At 33.4% G+C, this 20815-nt stretch carries 23 protein-coding genes and 2 tRNA genes; 19 read left to right on the forward strand and 6 right to left on the reverse strand.

Translation table 11 applies throughout. The features are described from left to right. The first annotated feature begins 80 nt into the window (after positions 1 to 80). The 3 genes from LJE08_RS08525 to LJE08_RS08535 all read left to right on the forward strand — a co-directional run bounded on the left by LJE08_RS08525 (position 81) and on the right by LJE08_RS08535 (position 612). A tRNA-Cys gene (locus LJE08_RS08525) sits at positions 81 to 154 on the forward strand. An 8-nt stretch (positions 155 to 162) separates the two neighbouring features. Beyond that, positions 163 to 249 (forward strand) — tRNA-Leu (locus LJE08_RS08530). Between the two features lie 141 nt (positions 250 to 390). Further along, on the forward strand, positions 391 to 612 hold the full coding sequence (locus LJE08_RS08535) for a hypothetical protein (RefSeq protein ID WP_117926787.1): 222 nt from the start codon (positions 391 to 393) through the stop codon (positions 610 to 612). A gap of 224 nt (positions 613 to 836) precedes the next feature. Here LJE08_RS08535 and LJE08_RS08540 read toward each other — a convergent pair whose 3' ends face one another. Together LJE08_RS08540 and LJE08_RS08545 are read right to left on the reverse strand one after the other, a co-directional pair. Further along, complete coding sequence (locus LJE08_RS08540) at positions 837 to 1718, reverse strand: putative manganese transporter (RefSeq protein WP_117926788.1); 882 nt, start codon at positions 1716 to 1718, stop codon at positions 837 to 839. A 67-nt stretch (positions 1719 to 1785) separates the two neighbouring features. Beyond that, positions 1786 to 2943, reverse strand: coding sequence for an AI-2E family transporter (locus LJE08_RS08545; RefSeq protein WP_117926789.1), 1158 nt, complete (start codon positions 2941 to 2943; stop codon positions 1786 to 1788). A gap of 73 nt (positions 2944 to 3016) precedes the next feature. Here LJE08_RS08545 and LJE08_RS08550 point away from each other — a divergent pair, with 73 nt between their 5' ends. Then, a complete protein-coding gene (locus tag LJE08_RS08550; protein ID WP_227402932.1) occupies positions 3017 to 3745 on the forward strand; it encodes a TrmH family RNA methyltransferase in 729 nt (242 codons plus the stop codon). Between the two features lie 127 nt (positions 3746 to 3872). Here the strand turns inward: LJE08_RS08550 and LJE08_RS08555 are convergent, their stop codons facing one another. From LJE08_RS08555 to LJE08_RS08570, 4 genes are all read right to left on the reverse strand, one after another. Next, a complete protein-coding gene (locus tag LJE08_RS08555; protein ID WP_227402933.1) occupies positions 3873 to 4130 on the reverse strand; it encodes a hypothetical protein in 258 nt (85 codons plus the stop codon). 83 nt (positions 4131 to 4213) lie between these two features. Beyond that, positions 4214 to 4957 carry a transposase gene (locus tag LJE08_RS08560; RefSeq protein ID WP_227402934.1) on the reverse strand — a complete coding sequence of 248 codons (744 nt, stop codon included), beginning with the start codon at positions 4955 to 4957 and terminating at the stop codon, positions 4214 to 4216. Positions 4958 to 5111: 154 nt separating this feature from the next. Beyond that, a complete protein-coding gene (locus LJE08_RS08565) occupies positions 5112 to 5396 on the reverse strand; it encodes a hypothetical protein (RefSeq protein ID WP_227402935.1) in 285 nt (94 codons plus the stop codon). 51 nt (positions 5397 to 5447) lie between these two features. Continuing rightward, a complete protein-coding gene (locus tag LJE08_RS08570) occupies positions 5448 to 5981 on the reverse strand; it encodes a DUF6431 domain-containing protein (RefSeq protein WP_227402936.1) in 534 nt (177 codons plus the stop codon). 123 nt (positions 5982 to 6104) lie between these two features. Here LJE08_RS08570 and LJE08_RS08575 point away from each other — a divergent pair, with 123 nt between their 5' ends. From LJE08_RS08575 to holA, 15 genes are all read left to right on the forward strand, one after another. Further along, positions 6105 to 6545 carry a MarR family winged helix-turn-helix transcriptional regulator gene (locus tag LJE08_RS08575; RefSeq protein ID WP_117926595.1) on the forward strand — a complete coding sequence of 147 codons (441 nt, stop codon included), beginning with the start codon at positions 6105 to 6107 and terminating at the stop codon, positions 6543 to 6545. After that, a complete protein-coding gene (locus tag LJE08_RS08580; protein ID WP_227402937.1) occupies positions 6542 to 8725 on the forward strand; it encodes an ABC transporter ATP-binding protein in 2184 nt (727 codons plus the stop codon). The genes LJE08_RS08575 and LJE08_RS08580 overlap by 4 nt, the downstream gene beginning before the upstream one ends. Then, on the forward strand, positions 8718 to 10556 hold the full coding sequence (locus LJE08_RS08585) for an ABC transporter ATP-binding protein (protein ID WP_227402938.1): 1839 nt from the start codon (positions 8718 to 8720) through the stop codon (positions 10554 to 10556). Before LJE08_RS08580 ends, LJE08_RS08585 begins: the two co-directional genes overlap by 8 nt. Before the next feature lie 3 nt (positions 10557 to 10559). Next, a complete protein-coding gene (locus tag LJE08_RS08590; protein ID WP_227402939.1) occupies positions 10560 to 10811 on the forward strand; it encodes a hypothetical protein in 252 nt (83 codons plus the stop codon). Positions 10812 to 11788: 977 nt separating this feature from the next. Next, on the forward strand, positions 11789 to 13261 hold the full coding sequence (locus LJE08_RS08595; protein ID WP_227402940.1) for an AAA family ATPase: 1473 nt from the start codon (positions 11789 to 11791) through the stop codon (positions 13259 to 13261). A gap of 26 nt (positions 13262 to 13287) precedes the next feature. After that, on the forward strand, positions 13288 to 14127 hold the full coding sequence (locus LJE08_RS08600) for a DNA adenine methylase (protein ID WP_227402941.1): 840 nt from the start codon (positions 13288 to 13290) through the stop codon (positions 14125 to 14127). 84 nt (positions 14128 to 14211) lie between these two features. Continuing rightward, positions 14212 to 14418: a hypothetical protein gene (locus LJE08_RS08605; protein ID WP_227402942.1), complete on the forward strand. Its 207-nt coding sequence runs from the start codon at positions 14212 to 14214 to the stop codon at positions 14416 to 14418. Between the two features lie 242 nt (positions 14419 to 14660). Then, positions 14661 to 14912 (forward strand): IreB family regulatory phosphoprotein, encoded by a 252-nt coding sequence (locus LJE08_RS08610; RefSeq protein ID WP_117573013.1) that lies wholly within the window; start codon positions 14661 to 14663, stop codon positions 14910 to 14912. Continuing rightward, positions 14912 to 15337 (forward strand): Holliday junction resolvase RuvX, encoded by a 426-nt coding sequence (gene ruvX, locus LJE08_RS08615; protein ID WP_117926599.1) that lies wholly within the window; start codon positions 14912 to 14914, stop codon positions 15335 to 15337. The genes LJE08_RS08610 and ruvX overlap by 1 nt, the downstream gene beginning before the upstream one ends. Positions 15338 to 15371: 34 nt before the next feature. Then, entirely contained in the window at positions 15372 to 15629 is a 258-nt protein-coding gene (locus LJE08_RS08620; protein ID WP_117573017.1) for a DUF1292 domain-containing protein, read from the forward strand. After that, complete coding sequence (gene mltG / locus LJE08_RS08625; RefSeq protein WP_227402943.1) at positions 15619 to 16701, forward strand: endolytic transglycosylase MltG; 1083 nt, start codon at positions 15619 to 15621, stop codon at positions 16699 to 16701. Before LJE08_RS08620 ends, mltG begins: the two co-directional genes overlap by 11 nt. Before the next feature lie 66 nt (positions 16702 to 16767). Next, positions 16768 to 17256: a transcription elongation factor GreA gene (gene greA / locus LJE08_RS08630; RefSeq protein ID WP_227402944.1), complete on the forward strand. Its 489-nt coding sequence runs from the start codon at positions 16768 to 16770 to the stop codon at positions 17254 to 17256. A gap of 143 nt (positions 17257 to 17399) precedes the next feature. Next, positions 17400 to 17774 carry a DUF655 domain-containing protein gene (locus tag LJE08_RS08635; RefSeq protein WP_117926602.1) on the forward strand — a complete coding sequence of 125 codons (375 nt, stop codon included), beginning with the start codon at positions 17400 to 17402 and terminating at the stop codon, positions 17772 to 17774. A gap of 575 nt (positions 17775 to 18349) precedes the next feature. Then, entirely contained in the window at positions 18350 to 19618 is a 1269-nt protein-coding gene (locus LJE08_RS08640) for a ComEC/Rec2 family competence protein (RefSeq protein ID WP_227402945.1), read from the forward strand. Beyond that, positions 19615 to 20556 carry a DNA polymerase III subunit delta gene (gene holA, locus LJE08_RS08645; RefSeq protein WP_227402946.1) on the forward strand — a complete coding sequence of 314 codons (942 nt, stop codon included), beginning with the start codon at positions 19615 to 19617 and terminating at the stop codon, positions 20554 to 20556. Before LJE08_RS08640 ends, holA begins: the two co-directional genes overlap by 4 nt. Positions 20557 to 20815 lie beyond the last annotated feature (259 nt).

The following is a 20815-nucleotide window of genomic DNA, read 5'->3' on the forward strand; positions in this document are numbered from 1 at the left end:
TTAAAATCCGTTGGGAGAAATCCCGTGTGGGTTCAAGTCCCACCGTCCCCACCATCGTTTATTTATAATCAACAAGTTACGGTTCCGTAGCCAAGTGGTAAGGCAATAGACTGCAACTCTGTGATCATCAGTTCAAATCTGATCGGAACCTCCATAAATGATGGGGTCGTGGCGGAATAGGCAGACGCAACGGACTTAAAATCCGTTGGGAGAAATCCCGTGTGGGTTCAAGTCCCACCGTCCCCACCATTATTTGGAAAGATAGCTAGAAACTTTTGTTTCTAGCTTTTTTCGTGCTTATTTGGACAGCATAGTGACCAAGTTTACCATATATATTTATATATATAAATTTAATGATTAAAATATAATAAAAGAGAAGTGTATCTAATTATGAACTGGATTGAAAGAACAACGAAAAAACGAATCAAAGAATTGGATGAACATCCAGAATTGAATTCGAATGATTTTGAGCAAAAGGGAAATACATTAATGAAGAATATTAAATTTTATGCGATTGTTATCTTAGCGGCTGCACTTGTTTTAGCACTTTGGTATCAATGGAATCATCCAGAAATTGATATATTTCCATTTCATTTTCCAATATTAGTCTAAGAAGAGGTAACTATGAGTTGGCTTGATAAAATAGCAAAGAAATGATTGGAAGAACTCGATGCACATACAGAATTGAACTCAGACAAATTTTCGAAAAAATGAGTACTCTATATTTCGCTATTGTTTTGTTGATTGTTACTATACTTATTCTTTTGTTTTGGTATGATACAGAATATTTTGAAAACTGGATTTTCTCGAAAAGATAAAAATAGCCACAATTGTGGCTATAATAGCATAAATCCAATACCTACGATAACGCCAGTTATAAATAGGATGAACATGGTTCTTAAAATATCTTTCTTTTTGGCTTCATAACGTATCATCACAATTAAACCAAGTCCTGCATTCGTGACTAGTCCTGCAAGTAAGGATCCAAAGGATAATTCACCAGCTGTATAAAGCTGTGTTAGAACAACTGTAGCTGCACAGTTAGGAATAAAGCCGAATAGCGCGGCGATGATTGGCTGGAATAAATTATCTTGAAGTAAAATCATTGATAATGTTTTTTCTCCAATACACTCTATTAATAGTGTTAATACAAAACTAGTAATAAAGATGAATACATAGATTTTTAAAGATCTTAATAAGGCACTGATCCATAATGGATATTCAGGATAGCAACATGGACAGCTTGATCCTGAACTTTCTTCTTCCTCATATTCTTTATCGTCATAATCTTCTTCTATGTCTTCGAAGCGGAGGATTTTTTGATTGCGAAATAGTACATGATCAGTAAATAATCCAACAATGATTGCGATAACTAATTTTAATCCTAAAATACCAAGTAAAGATGAATACATCTTAGGATTACTAATTAGGATTGGAATGGCTTCATCACTTGTCGCAATCATAACACTGACTAGTGTGCCGAGTGTAATGTTATTTTGGACAAACAACATAGCGGCTAGAATACTAAATCCACATTGGGGAATCAATCCAACTAATGCGCCTAAAATGGGTCCAAGTCTTTGTAGTCCAAAGAAAAGCTTATCGTCTTGCGTATTCTTTCTTTCGAAAACTTCTAATATACAATAAGTAATATACAATAAGGGGAGCATAGCCCACGTATCGTGTATTGTATCTAAAATAATGTCTATAAAATTCAAAGGTAGTTCCTCCTAACTTACATAAGTATACACATTTTTTCAAAAATTGCACGTAAAAAGCAGGAAACTAATCAATAGTTCCTGCTCTATCGTTGATTGTGATTTTTTTGTTTCTTAATCGAACTTGGATATAATCTTGTACACCTGCATAGATAAGTGCAAAGATTGGAACACCTAAAAACATTCCAACAATGCCAAATAATGCACCACCAACAGTAACAGAGAATAAAATCCAAAAGCCTGACATTCCTAGTTTATCTCCAAGAACAATCGGTTTTATAATGTTTCCATCGCATTGTTGAAGGATGAAGATAAAGATTGTAAAAATCAAGGCTGAGAATGGGTCAATCAAACATAAGATAATGATGACGGGAATAGCACCTAAGAATGGCCCAAAGACGGGAATGACGTTTGTGACACCGATAATTAGGGCAATCATACTTGTGTAAGGTAGCTGTAATACTAAGGCACCAAAGTAACAGATAACACCGACAATAAATGAGTCAATGATATTTCCTACGATATATTGTTCAAATACAGTCTTCGCGTCATTTGTCCAAAGAGTTAAGTAGTTCGCAAAGTTTTTATCAAATAATGAGTAATTTAACTTTTTTATGCCCTTAACAAGTTTTTCACGATCCAATAAGATATAGAATGCGGAAACGAAAGCTAAAATCAAGTTAATAAATCCTTTCACAAAGCTATAAGAGTAAGAAGCAATTTTAGGAATCGATTCAGTGACTACACTTGTGATTTTCTGTGTGACGTCAAAATTGATCAGCATTTGTTCAACTTGTTTTTCTGAAATGTTTAATTTATACGCAAAATCTTTTGTGTATTCAATTAAAGTATCGGAATAATCCGCAACGTTTTTAGAAAATTGTCGCACAGAATCAATCGTATTCGGAATTATAATGGAGAAAAATAAGATCAAGAATCCAATGGTTAATATAAACACAAGAGTAGTTGATAGTATTCTTTTGTGGCTTTTATGCATTGGAATATTCTGTAGTAACTTATCTTCAACCCATTTTTGTGGATTGTTTAATATAAACGCCAATCCAATTCCTAGAAGGAAAGGAAATAGTATCGTTAATATAAACTGAATGGCTCGTTTAATGTCTTTAAACTTATTCAATATTGTAAAAAATAAGATTGCGATAATGAAAGACGTAGAATAAACGATGATTCGCTGTTTCATTTCTTGGGTTAATTTAAAATGCATTTAAGTAAGACTCCTTCCATACCATATATAATAACATCTAGAAAAAAATTATAAAAGCCATTATAATAGTTGTATGGAAAAAATATTTGAAGGGGCCATTTCCTGCAAAGCCCTATTAGAAGCAGGGTCTCGAGATTGTAAAAAACTATATATTGATAAGAAAAAAAATACAAAAGATACAAGATATTTGGCTAAAATTGCCAAAAATTGTGGTTGTGAAGTCATCTTTTATTCGCGTGATGAAATCAATGCCTTAGCAACAGGTAAAACACATGGTGGTATTTTACTTATAGCTGAAGAAAAACAAATTCCTCAACTTATTGAAACACATGTCCATGGATTTCTTTGTTACATCGACGGCGTAGAAGATCCATATAATTTGGGAAGTATTTCAAGGACTCTCTATGCATCTGGATGTGATGCGATGATTCTTCCAAAACGAGACTGGAGCTTTGCTGAACAAATCATTTTAAAGGCAAGTGCGGGTGCTTATGAAAAACTACCGATCTACTTTGTAGACTCAGATGAAGAATTAGTAGACTATTGTAAAAAGAATGAACTTCCTATTTTGTGTGCCCACAGAAAAGATGCCGAAGGACTCTATGACTATACTTTTGAATCGGATTTCTGTTTATGTTTAGGCGGTGCCTTAAGAGGGCTTAGCTCAACTATTACGGCAGCATCCAAACAAAATATTGTCGTAGAATACGGTAGAGATTTTAGAAATGCCTTAGATTCAGCCAGTGCTGCTGCTGTATTTAGTTTTGAGATATTAAGACAAAAGAAAGTCAAAGTGAATTAAAATGGGTGATCCGCAATTAGATAGGGTCGACTGAAAGTTGGCTTCAAGAATTATAGGGCTGAAAACCCTATGAGTGTTTAAAGGATTATTAACTAGGAAGCAGAGATGTTTAAAATCTCTGCTTCTTTTATAATGGTCGATTGGAGTCTGCACGATTGAAATCAATGTATTCAGTTAACTTGTCATATAATTCTTCAATTCCGAATTTCATTTCATTGTTTTGAAGATTTCTGAAGTATTCAATCAATTCAATAATGTCTTGTGCATCCATGATCATTTCTCCCTTGGTTCCAGGCTGAATGTAGCGTTTGGGTCGAGTACATACATTACGCGATTGCATAATCGAGACCAGTTGGTGTAGCCATTGGTATTGTTCTTGATACACTTGATAATCTTGTTTCGATTCTCAATGATCGCATTATTCACTTTTTTATTGCAGACCACCACCTGGCCTTTGCCTGCTTCAACTTAAAATTCAGTACTTACAATCGTAAATGAATTGATGATCTCCTGTTTCCAGTTGATCAGATTGTTGGAAAAGGCAATCATTTCATCAATGTTTGTATCAATGCAGCTGCGAATCAGATTTTCTAGATTTACTTTTGCATTGTCGATTGTAGATTTTGAATAGAAGTCTACAAGTTCTAGCTTTAATGAGTAACAAATAGTTAGGCCATTATTGATTTCAAGCAGTTTCTTTCTTAAATCATAGTAGTTCATATAGCTTTTAAAATGAGAGTTGTATTGACGCTCGCGTTCTACATCAAACAGTCTTCCATGTTTATCTTCATCCTCTGGATTTTTGAAGAACAGCCAGTTGAATTTTTTGAGAAGATAATATTCATCTGAAGCCTTATTATCTTTATATCCCTTCATGACTTTGATACGTACCTCATTCATTTTCCTATGGAAATCTTGGGAAAGATGGAAATAATCCAAAAGCATACAACAGGATGGAAACACCTTATGTACGACATCTCTATATACTTCATACATGTCTGAACAGGCGTATTTTACCTTTTTGCGTTCTTCTAAAGGGATCTTTTGAAAGTAGTTTAAAAGATATTCCTTTTTACGATTTGGAAGAACATCAACAGGAATCTGTTTTTTAAAATCAAGAAGAACACAGACATATTTACTCTTTTCGGATTTAAAGGCATATACCTCATCAAAATTAATGATTTCCGGAAGTGGGTTTCTGCCAATATCCACATGTTTATCAAAGATGGTGGATACAGAAGTTGGAGAAACATGATATCGTCTGGCAACGGAAGTAAATGTCTCATTGAAATCTTTCAGATCCTTCAGAATATTATGTACAGTAAGGATCGATATTTTCTGAGATTTGAAGACAAAAGGATTGAATTCATAATAGGTCTTTCCACAACATGAGCATTTGTAGTGTCTTGCCCTGTAATTTTATTATGCATTTCTGTGTTGTAAGAGCCGAATGAGTGATCTCCTTGGTTACATATTCCTTGATTTTAGGCGCAGTAAACCCACAGTAAGGACAAGCCTGATGTTTATCTGTAAGAGTTACAACAAGAACCATCATCTTATTGAACGTAGTACAGAGAATATTGGCAATATCATCAGGATTTAAGTGAAAAAGATTGATTAACAGCAGCTTGAAAGCATCATTTTCGATCATAAGATCATCTCCTTTCTGATTTCAATGACATAATATCAAAAGAAATCAGAATCAAAGTTGCGACCCTGTTGGTGACAGTACACAAAGTTTACAATAGCTTCTAGTGGATCCAAAGAGGATATTGTGACGCTTTAAGGATTCTATTTTCAAGTCATCCTGCTTGAAATCTCTCCAGTCTGGAAACAGCGAATCCCAGAATTCGATTACACGAGCTTTAACTTTACGAATCGTTTGTAGAGCAACTTCAAAAGAAGTAATCAAATCATCATTCTCATCAAGTGTAACAATATAGTAAATGAAAAGATAAGTGAACTGAGTATAAGGGACAAAATTAGTTGGAAGCAAGGCATGAGTGGATTTACATTGAGTACACTGGATACGCTGAACAGGAATTTGAATCTTACAATCACTACTGGAAATATCATCAATGATCACAAATCTTGTGTAGTGTCCATATAATATAAAAAGGCCAACGACACCACAAACAGGACAATGTAAAGACAGCAAATCGATCGCATTAACAAAAGCTTGATAATCATCTTTATTCAAAATCAGGTTGAAGTCGTTGGTGATTTTCAGTGTCATAATATTGTCTAAGAGGACGGGTAGAAATCGCAACTTTGGTCGGTGAAGGATTTCTACCTTTTTTATTGACTAAATAGTTAAGTAGATATATAGTTAAGTAACTTAAATAAATTGGAGGTTCGTATGGAAGTTCAAGATGAAGTACTAGATTTATTGTTTGATCTAACATATAAAGTCACGAACTATGTTCGAAATAACCGTCATTGCAAAGATGGGCCAAGAATCAAAGATGTGATGTTGTTTAAAACGATTTATAAAGCAGAGAATCATCAGATCACAATGAGTGAAGTGGCAAATGTTCTCGGTGTTTCTCCAGCTGCAGTATCACAGATGATTGCTGGATTTGAAAAGAAGGGTCTGCTTCAAAGGGTGCATTCGAATACAGATCGTAGAACGGTCTATATTCAAATTGTTCCAGAGGCAATCGACATGTTTCAAAAGCGTATGAACTCCCATATGGCTAATGTTTATTCATATTTAGATTATCTGGGGACATCTGACTGTGCGCATTTAAGAGATATTTTAAAAAAGACAGCTTATTATATGGAGGAAAATAAAGAATGACAAAGATTATGAAATATTTAAAACCATATTGGCTATCCATTGGCCTTACACTTGGTTTATTGTTTGGACAGGCAACCTGTGAACTAACAATGCCGGATTATATGCAAAATATTGTCAATACAGGTATTCAAAATGGAGGTATTGAAAGTGGTGTCTATGAACAGGTTCGTGAAAGTACATTCAATTCGTATGTAATGTTCGCAACCGATTCAGAAAAAGATTTAATGACATCTTCTTATAAGCTAGTTACTCCAAGTAAGGCAACTAAGGAAGAGAAAACGAGAATTCCAGGTTTGAAAACAGAGAATGTATATCTATTAAAAGATCTTAGTGAAGAAAAGGAAGAGAAGCTTTCTTCCACTTTGACCCTACTTCAAATGACAATGGTAGAAGTGAGTAAGGATGCTAAAGAAAGCAATGTACAAATTCCTCAACTACTGATAATGAATGGTATAGATACATATAGAAAAGTGGCAAAATCCGAGATTTCTAAACTCGGAGATTCGACAGTAACAAGCATGAGCTCACAATTTTTAAAGAAGGAATATAGTGATCTAGGTATGGATATGGAAAAGATCCAACAAGACTATATTATCTTTTCAGGACTTAAGATGTTAGGTTATGCCCTAGGCAGTGCTGTATGCGCGATATTAGTCGGATTCTTGGCGAGTCGTATTGCGGCAGGCTTTTCTAAAGATTTGCGTGAAGCCGTATTTGAAAAAGTGACGTATTTTTCCAATGAGAATCTAAATACTTTTAGTACATCCAGTTTGATTACACGTACCACAAATGATATTCAACAACTACAAATGACGGTGGCAATGTTTTTAAGAATTGTCATGTATGCACCTATTATTGGTGTTGGAGCCATTCTACACGTCATTGAATCTGGAGCGAATATGACTTGGATTCTAGCTTTATGTGTAGTGATCATTTTAAGTGTTGTATTTGTGATTTTTATGATTGTCATGCCAAAATTTAAGATCATGCAGAAAATGATCGATAAGATGAATAGCGTTGTACGAGAATTGTTAGATGGAATGTTAGTGATTCGTGCCTTTAATAATGAAAAGATTGAAGAAGCTAAATTTGATCAAGCCAATAAAGATATTACTTCTATTTCTTTATTTACAACACGAGTTATGGCATTTATGATGCCGATCATGATGTTTTTAATGAACGGTACCACACTTATGATTCTATGGTTTGGATCCAAACAAGTCGATGCCGGCATCATTCAAGTTGGTAGTATCATGGCCTTTATGCAGTATGCGATGCAAGTTATTATGGCCTTCTTAATGATCACCATGGTTGCGATTATGCTTCCTCGTGCCAATGTCAGTGCTTTACGTATTCATGAAGTATTAAGTAGTGATATTACAGTAAAAGATAAAGAGAATACGAAAGATTTCTCATCTAATATGCGAGGTGTTGTATCCTTTAAAAACGTATCTTTTCGATATCCAGGAGCTGATGAAGATGTTTTAAGCAATATTAACTTTGAAACAAAACCAGGAGAAACGACTGCCTTTATTGGAAGTACAGGATCTGGTAAGTCGACATTGATCAACTTAGTACCAAGATTCTATGATGTGACAAGTGGATCTATTTGTGTGGATGGTGTAGACATTCGAGATGTCAAACAAGCGGATTTAAGAAGTCGCATTGGCTATGTACCACAAAAAGGTTTGTTACTATCGGGAGATATTGAATCTAACTTATTATATTCAAAGAAAGATGCCAATGAGAAAGACATCGAGTCTGCTTTATCTATTTCTCAAAGTACGGAGTTTGTTTCAAAAAAACTAGAAGGCATCCACTGTGAAATCAGTCAGGGTGGCACAAACGTATCGGGAGGACAAAGACAAAGACTATCGATTGCACGTGCCATTGTGCGTAAGCCTGAAATCTATATTTTTGATGATAGCTTTAGTGCATTAGACTTTAAAACGGATGCCAAACTTAGAGAAGCTTTGGCGAAGTCTTGTAAAGAAACGAAGAGTACGGTACTCCTTGTAGCCCAACGTATTTCAAGTATTTTACATGCCGATCAAATCATTGTACTGGATGAAGGGAAAATGGTTGGAAAAGGAACACATGCTGAATTGATGGAATCTTGTGATGTGTATCAACAAATTGCATCGAGCCAGTTGACAAAGGAGGAACTTGCCAATGTCTAATCAGAAACAAAGCAATCGTCCAAGAGGACCAATGGGCCATGGTATGCGTGGTGGCGGCGAAAAGGCAAAAGATTTCAAAGGTACAATGAAGAAGTTGTTCAATTATATCAAACCTTTTAAATTTACTTTTCTAATTGGAATTCTTTGTGCCGTTGTCTCTGTATGTATTATGGTCATTGGACCTAAGATTCAAGGAAATATTATTACAGAAATAGCCGAAGGCTTTATGAATAAAGTACAAGGCAAGGGTGGCATTGATTTTGATGCGATCAAAAAGACGTGTGCCTTATTATTAGCTATCTATGCCATGAGTGCGGCCTTCTCGTATATTCAAGGCTGGTTGATGAGTGGCGTTTCCAATAAAATGGGATATCAGCTTCGTAAGGAAATGAATCAAAAGATTGATAAACTTCCACTATCTTACTTTGATAAAAATAGTCATGGAGACATTCTATCTCGCTTTACCAATGATGTAGATACTCTAGTTCAATCTTTAAACCAATCTTTATCCACGATGGTATCGAGCATTGTACAAATTATTGGCTTTCTAGTGATGATGTTAAGTATTTCTTGGAAAATGACATTAATGGCTCTTGTTGTGATTCCACTCAGTATGATTCTAGTGATGGTAGTTGTGAAAAAGAGTCAACGTTACTTTAAGGCACAACAAAAATCATTAGGCTTAGTCAATGGACATATTGAAGAGATGTATGCAGCACATACAATTGTGAAAGCTTTTAATGGGGAAGAAGAGTCTTTAAAATCGTTTAAAGACTATAATAATCAATTGTATACAAGCGCATGGAAATCCCAATTCTTGTCTGGTTTAATGATGCCATTAACAAATTTAATTGGAAATATTGGCTATGTCGGCGTATGTATTCTAGGCGGTTATTTAACGGTTCATGGTGAAATTGCCGTGGGAGATATTCAATCGTTTATTACGTATACACGTAACTTTACGCAACCAATCTCACAAATCTCACAATCTATGAATATGTTACAGAGTACGGCAGCAGCTGCAGAACGTGTCTTTGAATTCTTGGCGAGTGAAGAAGAAGTTGCTGAAGTACAAAATCCAGTTGTATTCGAAGAAGTGCAAGGCCAAGTAATTTTTGAGAATGTATGTTTTGGATATGATCCAAGTAAGATTATCATCAACGATTTTTCTATGTATGTCAAGCCAGGCCAAACAATCGCTATTGTAGGTCCTACAGGTGCAGGTAAAACAACGATTGTAAAATTATTGATGCGTTTTTATGAATTAAATGCAGGCACTATTTATATTGATGGCCATAATATTACAGACTATACAAGAAGCGGTTTACGTAATATGGTGGGTATGGTATTACAGGATGCTTGGCTGTTTGAGGGAAGCATTTTAGAAAACTTACGATTTGGCAGACCCAACGCAACCGATGAAGAGGTCATGAAAGCTGCTAAAGCTGCGCATGTCGATCACTTTATTCGTACATTAGATTATGGTTATGATACCGTACTAAATGAAGCTTCTAGTAATATTAGTCAAGGACAACGACAATTATTAACGATTGCCCGTGCCTTCTTGGCAGATCCTAAAATCTTGATTTTGGATGAGGCGACAAGCAGTGTGGATACACGTACAGAAGTCTTGATTCAAAAGGGAATGGATGAGTTGATGAAGGGGCGTACAAGCTTTGTGATTGCGCACCGCCTATCTACGATTCGTGATGCGGATAATATTATCGTTATGGATCATGGTGACATTGTGGAAGTGGGAAGCCATGATGAATTGATGAAGCGTAATGGCTTCTATACGAAGTTATATAATGCGCAATTTGAAGAGGCTTAAGCTATGCGTAAGATCATAGTGGATTTGAATGTAGTAAAAGATAATGAATTTTCAATGATGTATGAAATATTTGGATTAGACGTACAAAATAAATCGTACGAAGATTTTGAAAGAAGAATGCTGCAGATGTCCATTGAGACTATTATTGAAGTAAAGAATCGAGAACAAAATCTTACATCTTGTGCTAAATGGATCTTTATCTTAGAGGATATTCAGCAAAAAAGTGATTGTCTGTATTGTATCTGGGGTGTATAACACCCCATTTTTCTATTAAATCGCTTTCTTAATATGATAATTAGACTGACTATTTTTGATTATAGGACTAATCAGATTATCCAGTTCAGTAAGCTCATCATCAGTGATCATTTTTATAGAACGGAAATCGTTAAGAGTACGTTCATAATCAAGTTGGGAGCCTTGGTATCATAGAGTTTTTTTTGAAGAGGACATCTACGTGTAGAATCACAACCATTACATACATAAGGAGCTTTTGAAAGCTTATCGCGAATCTTTACTTTGTAGTCAAGACAATATTTAAAGCATTTCACTTGATTACAGTATTTACACGGAGTATTTTTATAGACTTGTAAAAGTTTCAAATATGACGTTTTTAACAGTCAAAATAATGGAAACAGTGGTTGAGTTTACGATTTGTAGGCCGCATATCATCTACGATAGTAAGATGATTATGTAGTTCACTTGAAACAGTAGTGCAATCAGAATTGATATGTATAGCAATCTTTTTGAAACACAAACCATCGTGTAAATCAGGCTGAATAGTAATGCGGTCCTAAAGAATAAAATGTTTAAAAAATGAGACATAAATAACACTTTTCTAAAAAGAAGGAATTATGTAAGTATTAAACTGTTTGGTACATGAAAATACTACATCTGAAATGAAAAATAAGTATACAAGTTATTGCGACCTTAAGGAGGGAATAAACATTTCTTTTGACCATATTTATACAAGAATTTATCTTTATGATTAATTAGAACTATTTTATGATAGAATGTTGTCTGAGAGATGTTTTTGATTTTAATTTTTTATACAAAAAATATTAGGAGGATGACGATGAATCATATACCGGCTAAAACATATGGATATGCTTCCAATAAAGATGTTAAATTTAGTAAATATAAAGGTATTTACATTAAAAGATTTCGATCATTAAATGATTGCGAATTAGAATTAGGTTCTAATATTACGGTGATATCAGGAAAAAAATGGCACAATGAAATCAGCAATATTAGGGTTAATTGCGCATCCCTTCAATTCACCAAATGGAGCTAAAGATGCTATTGGGAAGCCATTAAAAACAAATTGTAGTGACGTTTTTAAGATGAGTAAAAAATATGATAATCAAAAATATGAATATTATTTAAATTTGGAGGATTCTAATAATAAGGATATATGTGAATATGTGTCAATGTATTATGTTAAAAACTCAGTGACTGGAGAAGCAGAGAGATTACGTGTTGTTGTTGGTAAAACAAGAGAACAAGGGGATGGAAATTTTAATTTAAATACCTCATATGTAAATTTTAAAAGGCTGTTTCCAATCATTGAAACAAAATCAGCAGAAAAAGAAGATAATAATTTATCGGAAGAAGATAAAAATTTTATTAAAGAGGCTTATTTTAAAATATTTCAAAAAACTGAATATGGAAATGTGAGTTTGGTTAGTGATGATAAAGCAAAAGAAACTCTAGGACCTAGTAATGCAAATTATGATTTTGAAACAATTTCATCAGGCGAAGATAATTTAGGACACATTCTTTTAAAATTATTAGCATTTAAAAAATATAGTACTGACGTTAAAAATTTACAGGGGTTTTTTTGTATTGATGAGATAGAAGCGAGTATGCATCCAATCGCTCAGAATAATTTGTTTGATTTTTTATTTGATTTTTCAAAAAGATATCATGTACAAATTGTTGTTACTACTCATTCATTATCTCTAATAGAATATGTAATTGAAAAGCAAGAACAAATTAATGATAAACAAAAAATCTGCTTGAATATGATAAGTACTCGCTTTAGAAACAATGGAGATTATTCGATAATCAAAAATCCGACTTACGATCAAGCTAATCTTGAATTAACATATAAAAAATCGAATGAGGTTTCGGAAAAGGTTATTGTTATTTTAGAAGATAAATTGGCAGCTTCTTTATTTAAAAAAATTATCAGAAAGAAGGAAGCAAAAAAACATATTAATTGCATTTGTGATTTAACACCAGATAAGGTAGGTAATACATGTACTTTCTTATATAAACTAGCTAGAAATGCTACTGCATTACTTCAAAAATCCATAATTGTTTTTGATGCAGACGTAACTCAAAAAATTTCAACTTTAAGAACGAGCGCATACAAATTACCGAGTCTTCATGGATTATGCATCGAGGCGGAAATTATAAAATATATAATGGATTTGCCAGAAGACTCTGAATTTTTTCAAAAGTATGATAAAGAGAAAAAATCATTTATTAATGATTTTGGAAAGTACAACATTACAAATTTTGAAATAGAATATTTAAATCAACACGTAAAATCATGTAAGAATTGGAAAGAGAGTGATGAGAATTTTAATCGTTATCTTGGATTTTATGTAAGTGATAATAGAGATATATTTGATGAATTTGAAAAATCTATTTATAAAGATATTAATAGTAAATTAAATACTAAATTGATTGATGTTGAATAAACAATAATGATGAGGAGGGATATAAAATGATTTCAAAATCACCATTAAGATATCCGGGTGGTAAAGTTAAACTATATACATTTATGTCAAATTTGATTAATGAAAATACCGATAATCCTCCTGTTTATGTAGAACCGTTTGCTGGTGGAGCCGGTCTAGCTCTAGAATTATTATTCAACGGCGTCGTGAACCGTGTAAAAATTAATGACTTTGATCCTGCTATATATAGCTTTTGGTACTCTATTACAACTGAAGAAACTTTCCATTTGTTTGTTGATTATTTGGACAAAGTTGAGGTTAATATTGAAGAATGGTATCATCAAAAGGATATTTATTTAAACCAAAGTAATCATAGTCAATTAGAATTAGGGTTCGCTACTTTTTTTCTAAATCGATGTAATCGTTCTGGTATTTTGAAAGCAGGACCTATCGGCGGAAAAAAACAAGATGGAAAATACAAAATAGATTGTCGCTTTAATAAAGATAAATTAAAATCTTTAATAAATAAAATATATGAATATAGAAATCAAATAGATGTTACAAATGAAAATGCAGAAGATTTTATAAAAAGAATTGATCAATACTATGATGATTTATTTATATATTTAGATCCACCTTATGTAGAAAAAGGGTCTTCACTTTATAAAAATAGTTTTGAAATGAAAGATCATATATCACTTTGCAACGCAATAAAAGAGTTGGATAACAAGTGGTTCGTAACTTATGACAACAATGATTTAATCAAAGATCTATATTCAGAATACACACTTAAATTATTTGATATAAATTACAGTGCTGGTTCAAAACGAAAAGAAAATGAGATTGCTGTGTATTCAAATAATTTACGATATAAGATTGTACCATAAAACTAATTCCAGATTTATAAAAAAGACATTGCGCTTCTATAAAGCGCATATTTTTATTGATAGGAGAGGAGGGTGGAGAAGGTTATGTTTTCTTTTGAAATTCTAAGCGGTGTATCTATAAACTTATTGTCGAATGTCATTCAGAAAAAGTTAGGTGAATTGAAATCGAATTATGATTGGAAACAATTATTAGTTGATACAGGCAATAAAGTGTTGATTGATGATATTCAACAAAAGAGTGATTGTATGTATTGTATTTGGGGGAGTAGTGGTATTATATATACAACATAATATACAACATAAAGGCGAGGAACTTAAAAAAACTTAAAGCGTAATGATGCCATCGCCACCTGGGCCGTTTTTTAAAAAATACAGGGACAATGATCATCCAAAAGAGACACTTTGGTGTCTTTTTTGCATAATTTGATTAAAATCAAGTGTTTATTAGGGATATAACATCTCATTTTAGATAAATCGCTTTCTTTTTGAATTAGATTCATATATAATAAAAACGTGTTAAGGAGTGTGAAATTATGAAAGACATTACCGAAACAATGACATTTACTACGGAAGAGATTCGTCGTGAAAATATCAAGATGATTCTTCGTGAAGTAAGTGATGCTTTGGAAGAACGTGGTTATAATTCAGAAAATCAGATTGCTGGTTATTTGATCAGTAACGACCCTGCGTATATTTCTTCTCACAAGAATGCTCGTAACTTGATTCAAAAGATTGAACGTTATGAAATCATTGAAGAACTTGTACGTGCGTATTTAGAGAAATAATGGATCGTATCATTGGTTTAGATCTTGGTTCAAAAACATGTGGTGTATCGATTTGTGATGCGCTTCATATTACGTGTCGAGCTTTAACGACTGTGCGTTTTGAATCGGATGATTATGATGCTTGTTTAGAAGAAGTTTTAAAGCTATTAAAAGAAAATAAAGTCAAAGAAGTAGTTTTAGGCTTGCCAAAGCACATGAATGGAGATATCGGAATTCGTGGTGAAATATCTTGTGAATTTGCCAAGAAATTAGAGTCTTCGGGTATTACAGTTCATCTATGGGATGAGCGACTTACAACGGTTGCGGCCGAAAAAATCTTACTACAGGGGGATGTTTCTCGTAAGAAACGTAAAAAAGTAATTGATCAGATGGCTGCCGTTCAAATTTTACAGAGTTTTTTGGACAGACAAAACGGGGGATTCTAGATCCTCCTTTATTTTTGAAAGGAAAAGTATATTTATGTTAGATTCAAATAGTTTATATGTATATGATGAAGATGGAAATGAAAAAAAGATGACCATCTTATTCACTTTTGACAGTGATGAAACGGGATGCCAATATGTGGTTTTCCAAGATCCAGACAATGATGAGGGCGAAGTGTTCGCATCTCGCTATGACGACAAAGGTCAGTTGATTCCTATTGAAAGCGAAGCCGAATGGGAAATGGTAGAAGAAGTAATCAACACGTTTGTTGAGGATGAGGAAAATGCCGACTAGGCGAAAAGTCAATTCTGTAAGAGTTGTTCTATTAGTTGTTGTATGTCTTTTAATTATCGCCGGTCTTGGTTCGATTTTTGTCGTAAAGACAGGACTATCAAGTACGGGCAACGGGGATAAGGAAGTAGTGTTTACCATTGAAAACAATGAATCATTTGATTCAGTTTTAGAGAACTTGAAAAAAGAGAATCTGATCGCAAATGCGAGTGTTGCCAAGCTTTATGCCAAGGCAAGTCACAACACAAACTTTGTGGCAGGTACTTTTGAATTGGATAATGGCATGAGCGTAAAAAATATTTTGTCTACCATTCAAGATAGTACAAAACTAAAGAAAGATGCTCTTGTCTTAAAAATACCGGAAGGCAAATGGGCTAAGGAGATTGCGGCTGAAATATCAAATTTATATGATGGAAAGTATTCTTCAGAAGAAATTTTAAATCAATGGAATGATATTTCTTATATTCAAACGCTCGCAAAGGATTATTCTTTCTTAAATGTAGATGATTTAAATAATTCCAACTATAAAGTGAAATTAGAAGGCTATTTATTTCCTGACACATATTTTTTGGAAAAAGATGACTCTCTTGATGATATTACACGCGTTCTGTTAGATCGTTTTGATGTGATGTATAAAGAGAATAAAAAGTCATTTGATAAAAGTGACTTATCCATCCATCAAATCATTAGCTTGGCAAGTGTCGTTCAATTTGAAGCAAGTGAACCTGGTGATATGGCTACAATTGCCGGTGTTTTCTACAATCGTTTAGATCAAGACATGAAACTTCAATCGAGTGTAACGGTATGTTATGCATTATATGATGATTTCAACGATCCAAAAGATTGTGAAACCAATCCGGAAATTGATTCACCATACAATACGTACTTACATGAAGGCTTACCGATTGGACCAATTCTAAATCCGGGGGATGAAGCCGTTAAAGCCGTATTGAATCCAGAAAAAACAGATTATCTATTTTTTGCGGCCGATATATATGGTGATGGAAAAGTATATTATTCAAAAACATATGAAGAACACCAACAAATCTGCGAAAAATTAGGCTTAAATCTGTAACAATGTTTTGCATAATTTAAGGATTATGTTATAATTTTTTGTGCTAAATACAAGGAGTGATACCACATGGCAAATGAAAAATTTTACGTTACCCAAGAAGGTTATAATGATTTAGTCAATGAACATGAAAACCTAGTTCATAAAGTTCGTCAGGAAGTTATCGTTGAGTTGCAGGAAGCTCGTGCACAAGGTGACTTGTCTGAAAACGCCGACTATGATGCAGCCAGAGAACACCAGGCTCAAGTCGAAGGTCGTATTCGTGAATTAGAGGCAATGATCAAAAATGCTGAAATCATTAGTGAAGTCGATAATGCGGAAGATAAAAAGAAAAAGAATGTTGTAAAACTGGGATCTACTGTTAAAATCTTAGATTTATCAGATAACCAAGAAGTAACATTCAATATCGTTGGTACAATTGAAGCGGATCCATTCAATGGTAAGCTTTCAAACACAACACCATTTGCAGAAGTCATCATGGACCACAAAGTTGGAGATGTATGTACTGTAAGACGTGTTGAAGAACCATATGATGTAAAAATTCTTGAAATTAAATAGAAAAACATCAAAAAATTACGTATAAGAGAAGGGTGATATTTATGAAACGAACTCTTCTCTTTTTTTGTCTCTTTATTTTCTTTACCTTTACCTGCTTTAACCGGTATACACCCATTACCTTACAAGAAGCCAAGCCCACATTGATGCAAGTGGAAATTAAGGGAGCTATTCAAAATCCGGGTGTTTATACTTTAAAGCGAAATAGCTCCATTTCAAGTTTAATTCAAATGAGCGGAGGCCTATCAGAAAACAGTGATACGTCTAGAATCAGTTTTAACTATATCCTACAAGATAAAGATGTGGTGGTGATTCCAGAAAAACAAGATGTAAAACTCATTTCTATTAATAGTGCCACACTTGAAGAACTACAAACACTTCCAGGTATTGGTCCGGCCATTGCCCAAAGAATCATGGAGTATCGCAAAAGTAACACATTTCAATCTTTAGAACAAATCCAAAATGTCAAAGGCATTGGTCCAGCCATGTTTAATAAGATCAAGGATAAGATCTGCCTATGATGTTGATACTTTCACTTGGCTTTTTGGCCTGTCTGATCTTAAAAGAAATACTTTGTATACTCTGTTTTACACTTTTCTTTCTTGTCTATCTATACTATCGGTTTAAAAATAAAAGAATCCTGATTTTATTTTTTTTATTTAGCCTATTAAGCTGTATCCTTGTATATCCAAAAGAAGTTCAACAACAGGATACATATAAAATTACAGAAATAAAGAAAGGATACTATATAGGTAAAAATAGAGGTTCTAAAATACTTATTCAAACAGATTTAGATCTAAGCTTTCAAGATGAAGTTAAAGTCAAACACATAGAACCCATTCATACAGATGATAATTTTACGCTATTTAGTTTTACTCGATACAATGAAAATAAGAATATCAGGTTTAAGACGAACTCTGTAGAAATTGTCCACAAATCAACATCATTCAAGTCTAGACTCTACAACTACTTAAAGTTGAAACCCAATTCTTCCATTGTCTTATCCTTATACTATGGCATACACGATGAAAGTATAGATGAAATATATACGATGCTTGGATATGGCTATATGAGCGCATACTACATTGTTCTACATATGTTAAAGCGAAAGTGGGATGAGACTCGTATTCGAAGAATCCTTCTAGTCCTCAGTGTTTTATTTGGTCATTTCTTTGTGTTTACACTTGCATTCACAAGATTTATTTTGTATCAGTTGAGTACTCTATTGTTCATATCCAAACCCAATCAAATGGCTTTTACGATCTTTTGTTTTGGCATAATCTATCCAAATCAAGTACTATCCATATCTTTTTTATGTCCACTCTTATTACAACTCGTATCTTATTTTTGTACAGAACACAAATGGATCGTACAAAAGATGATCTTAATTGGATTGATGTTTATTTACTTTAAGAAAGTGAATCTTATTTCATTACTTTTTTTTAACATCTTTAGAAAACTATATGGTTTGATCTTCTTATTTGGATTTACAGTGTATGATTTAATACACCTAAAATTACCAGACCTTACCATCCATTATGCACCTAAAATCCTATTTATAGTTCTATTTATCATCTTCTATATACAATGCTTAAAACACTTTCAATGGAAATATCTATGTATATTTATCGTTCCATTTCTAGAGATCTATTGTAATCCTTTCTTTCAAGTCTATACATTAAATATAGGTCAAGCCGACTGCAGCATTATTGTAGAACCCTTCCATAAAAGCGTAGTGATGATTGATTGTGGGCAAAACCTATATCGTGATAATGTCGAAAGAATTATTATGCCCTTTCTAGAAAATAAGAACATTCATGCGATTGATACATTGATACTTACACATGATGACTTTGATCATAATGGAGGATATGAGAGTTTAAAAGATAAAATTGAAATCAAACAAGTCATAGAAGATTCAGATGATAAGGTCAATGTAGACTATCCATTTTATTTATTATTAAGTGAAAGAGACGCTAAAGATACCAATGATTCAAGTATTATCAGCTATTTTACCTATGATCATTTCACCTATCTTTTTATGGGGGATGCGAGTAAACAAATTGAAAAACAATTGATGGCTACATATGATTTAAAGGCTGATGTCGTAAAAGTAGGGCATCACGGATCGAATACGAGTTCAGACTCAGATTTTCTTGACTCTTTAGATTGTAAGATTGCACTCATTAGCACAGGTTATAAAAACAAGTATGGTCATCCAAGTGTTGAAACACTCAAGACATTAGAAACCCTGCATATCAATACATTATGTACGAGTGATTGTGGAAGTATAGCCATCTATTCTTTATTTCACCTTTCATTTCTTGTCACAAACGATGGAATGTTTGGTATAATATGGACATGATTTATATTTTATACGGAAAAGACAAAAGCATGGTTTCTATGAAGCTAGAGGCCATTAAAAAAAGACATCACATTCAAGAAAACATAAATATCTATGATGCTCAAACAGATGAAATATCCAATGTTCTACAAGATTTAGATGCCTATTCGATCTTTGATGATGACAAGATGATTATTGTCAATAACTGCACGTTTCTTTCAAGTAAGAATACGACAAACTATGAAGTCGATCCCTTTCTAGTAAGAAAAGACACAGACATGATTCTAGTCTTAGTATGTCCAAGTGATAAATTGGATACAAGAAAGAAAAAGGTGAAAGAAATCAGTAATTGTGCTACATTATATTCCTGTCTAGCTTTAGATGAAAAGTCACAAAAGTTCTATGTACAAGATAAACTAAAGGAATATGGTGTAAAGGTGGATTTTAAAACATTAGATTGGATGGCAGGAAGAATGGGACTAGATCCCATGTGCATCCAGAATGAAATTGAAAAGATTTCCATCTATTCAAAACATCCAACGCTTGAAGATGTACAAAATCTATTAGTTGTAGAACCTATGAATGACATCTTTAAAATGGTTGATGCCTTCTTTAGTCAAAATGGGATCTTATTGTTAGCCTACTACCGTAACTTTAGAAAGTTGAATATGCAGCCAGTAGCTATCGTTGCGCTTTTGGCAAGTCAAATCCGTTTTCTATTCCAAGTACGCGTATTAATGGATGAAGGAAAGGCACAGGCAACCATTTCCCAAGAGTTAAAGGCCAATCCATATCGCGTGAAATTAAATATGCAAAAGGCCATGCGCTTTTCAAGTGAAGCCTTACTTTATAATCTATCTTTACTTGCGGATTTTGATCAACAGATGAAAATGGGTAAGATTGATAAGGATGATGGTTTTGAATACTTCTGTCTAAACTTAATGATGAACAAGGGATAGCCTTGTTCATTTTTTGTTTTGGATGTGATGTTAGCTTTTATGAGAAGGTATTTAGGGGGTGAGAATACACATGAATAGTAAAAAAGATATATAATAGTTAGGTTTAACTAGCAATTTGGTGACTTTGCCATAATTCTTCTTTTTATCATTTATGCGAACAACCATTCGTTTTTCAAATCCTTTAAGCGAGTGATCTTATAGATTTTTTTCAATCTAAGTAGTACATACTGTAGCTTTTCTGTGTTATCCATTCCTTGCG

Source organism: Holdemanella sp. DFI.5.55 (assembly GCF_020593575.1).
Lineage (GTDB): Bacteria > Bacillota_I > Bacilli_A > Erysipelotrichales > Erysipelotrichaceae > Holdemanella > Holdemanella hominis.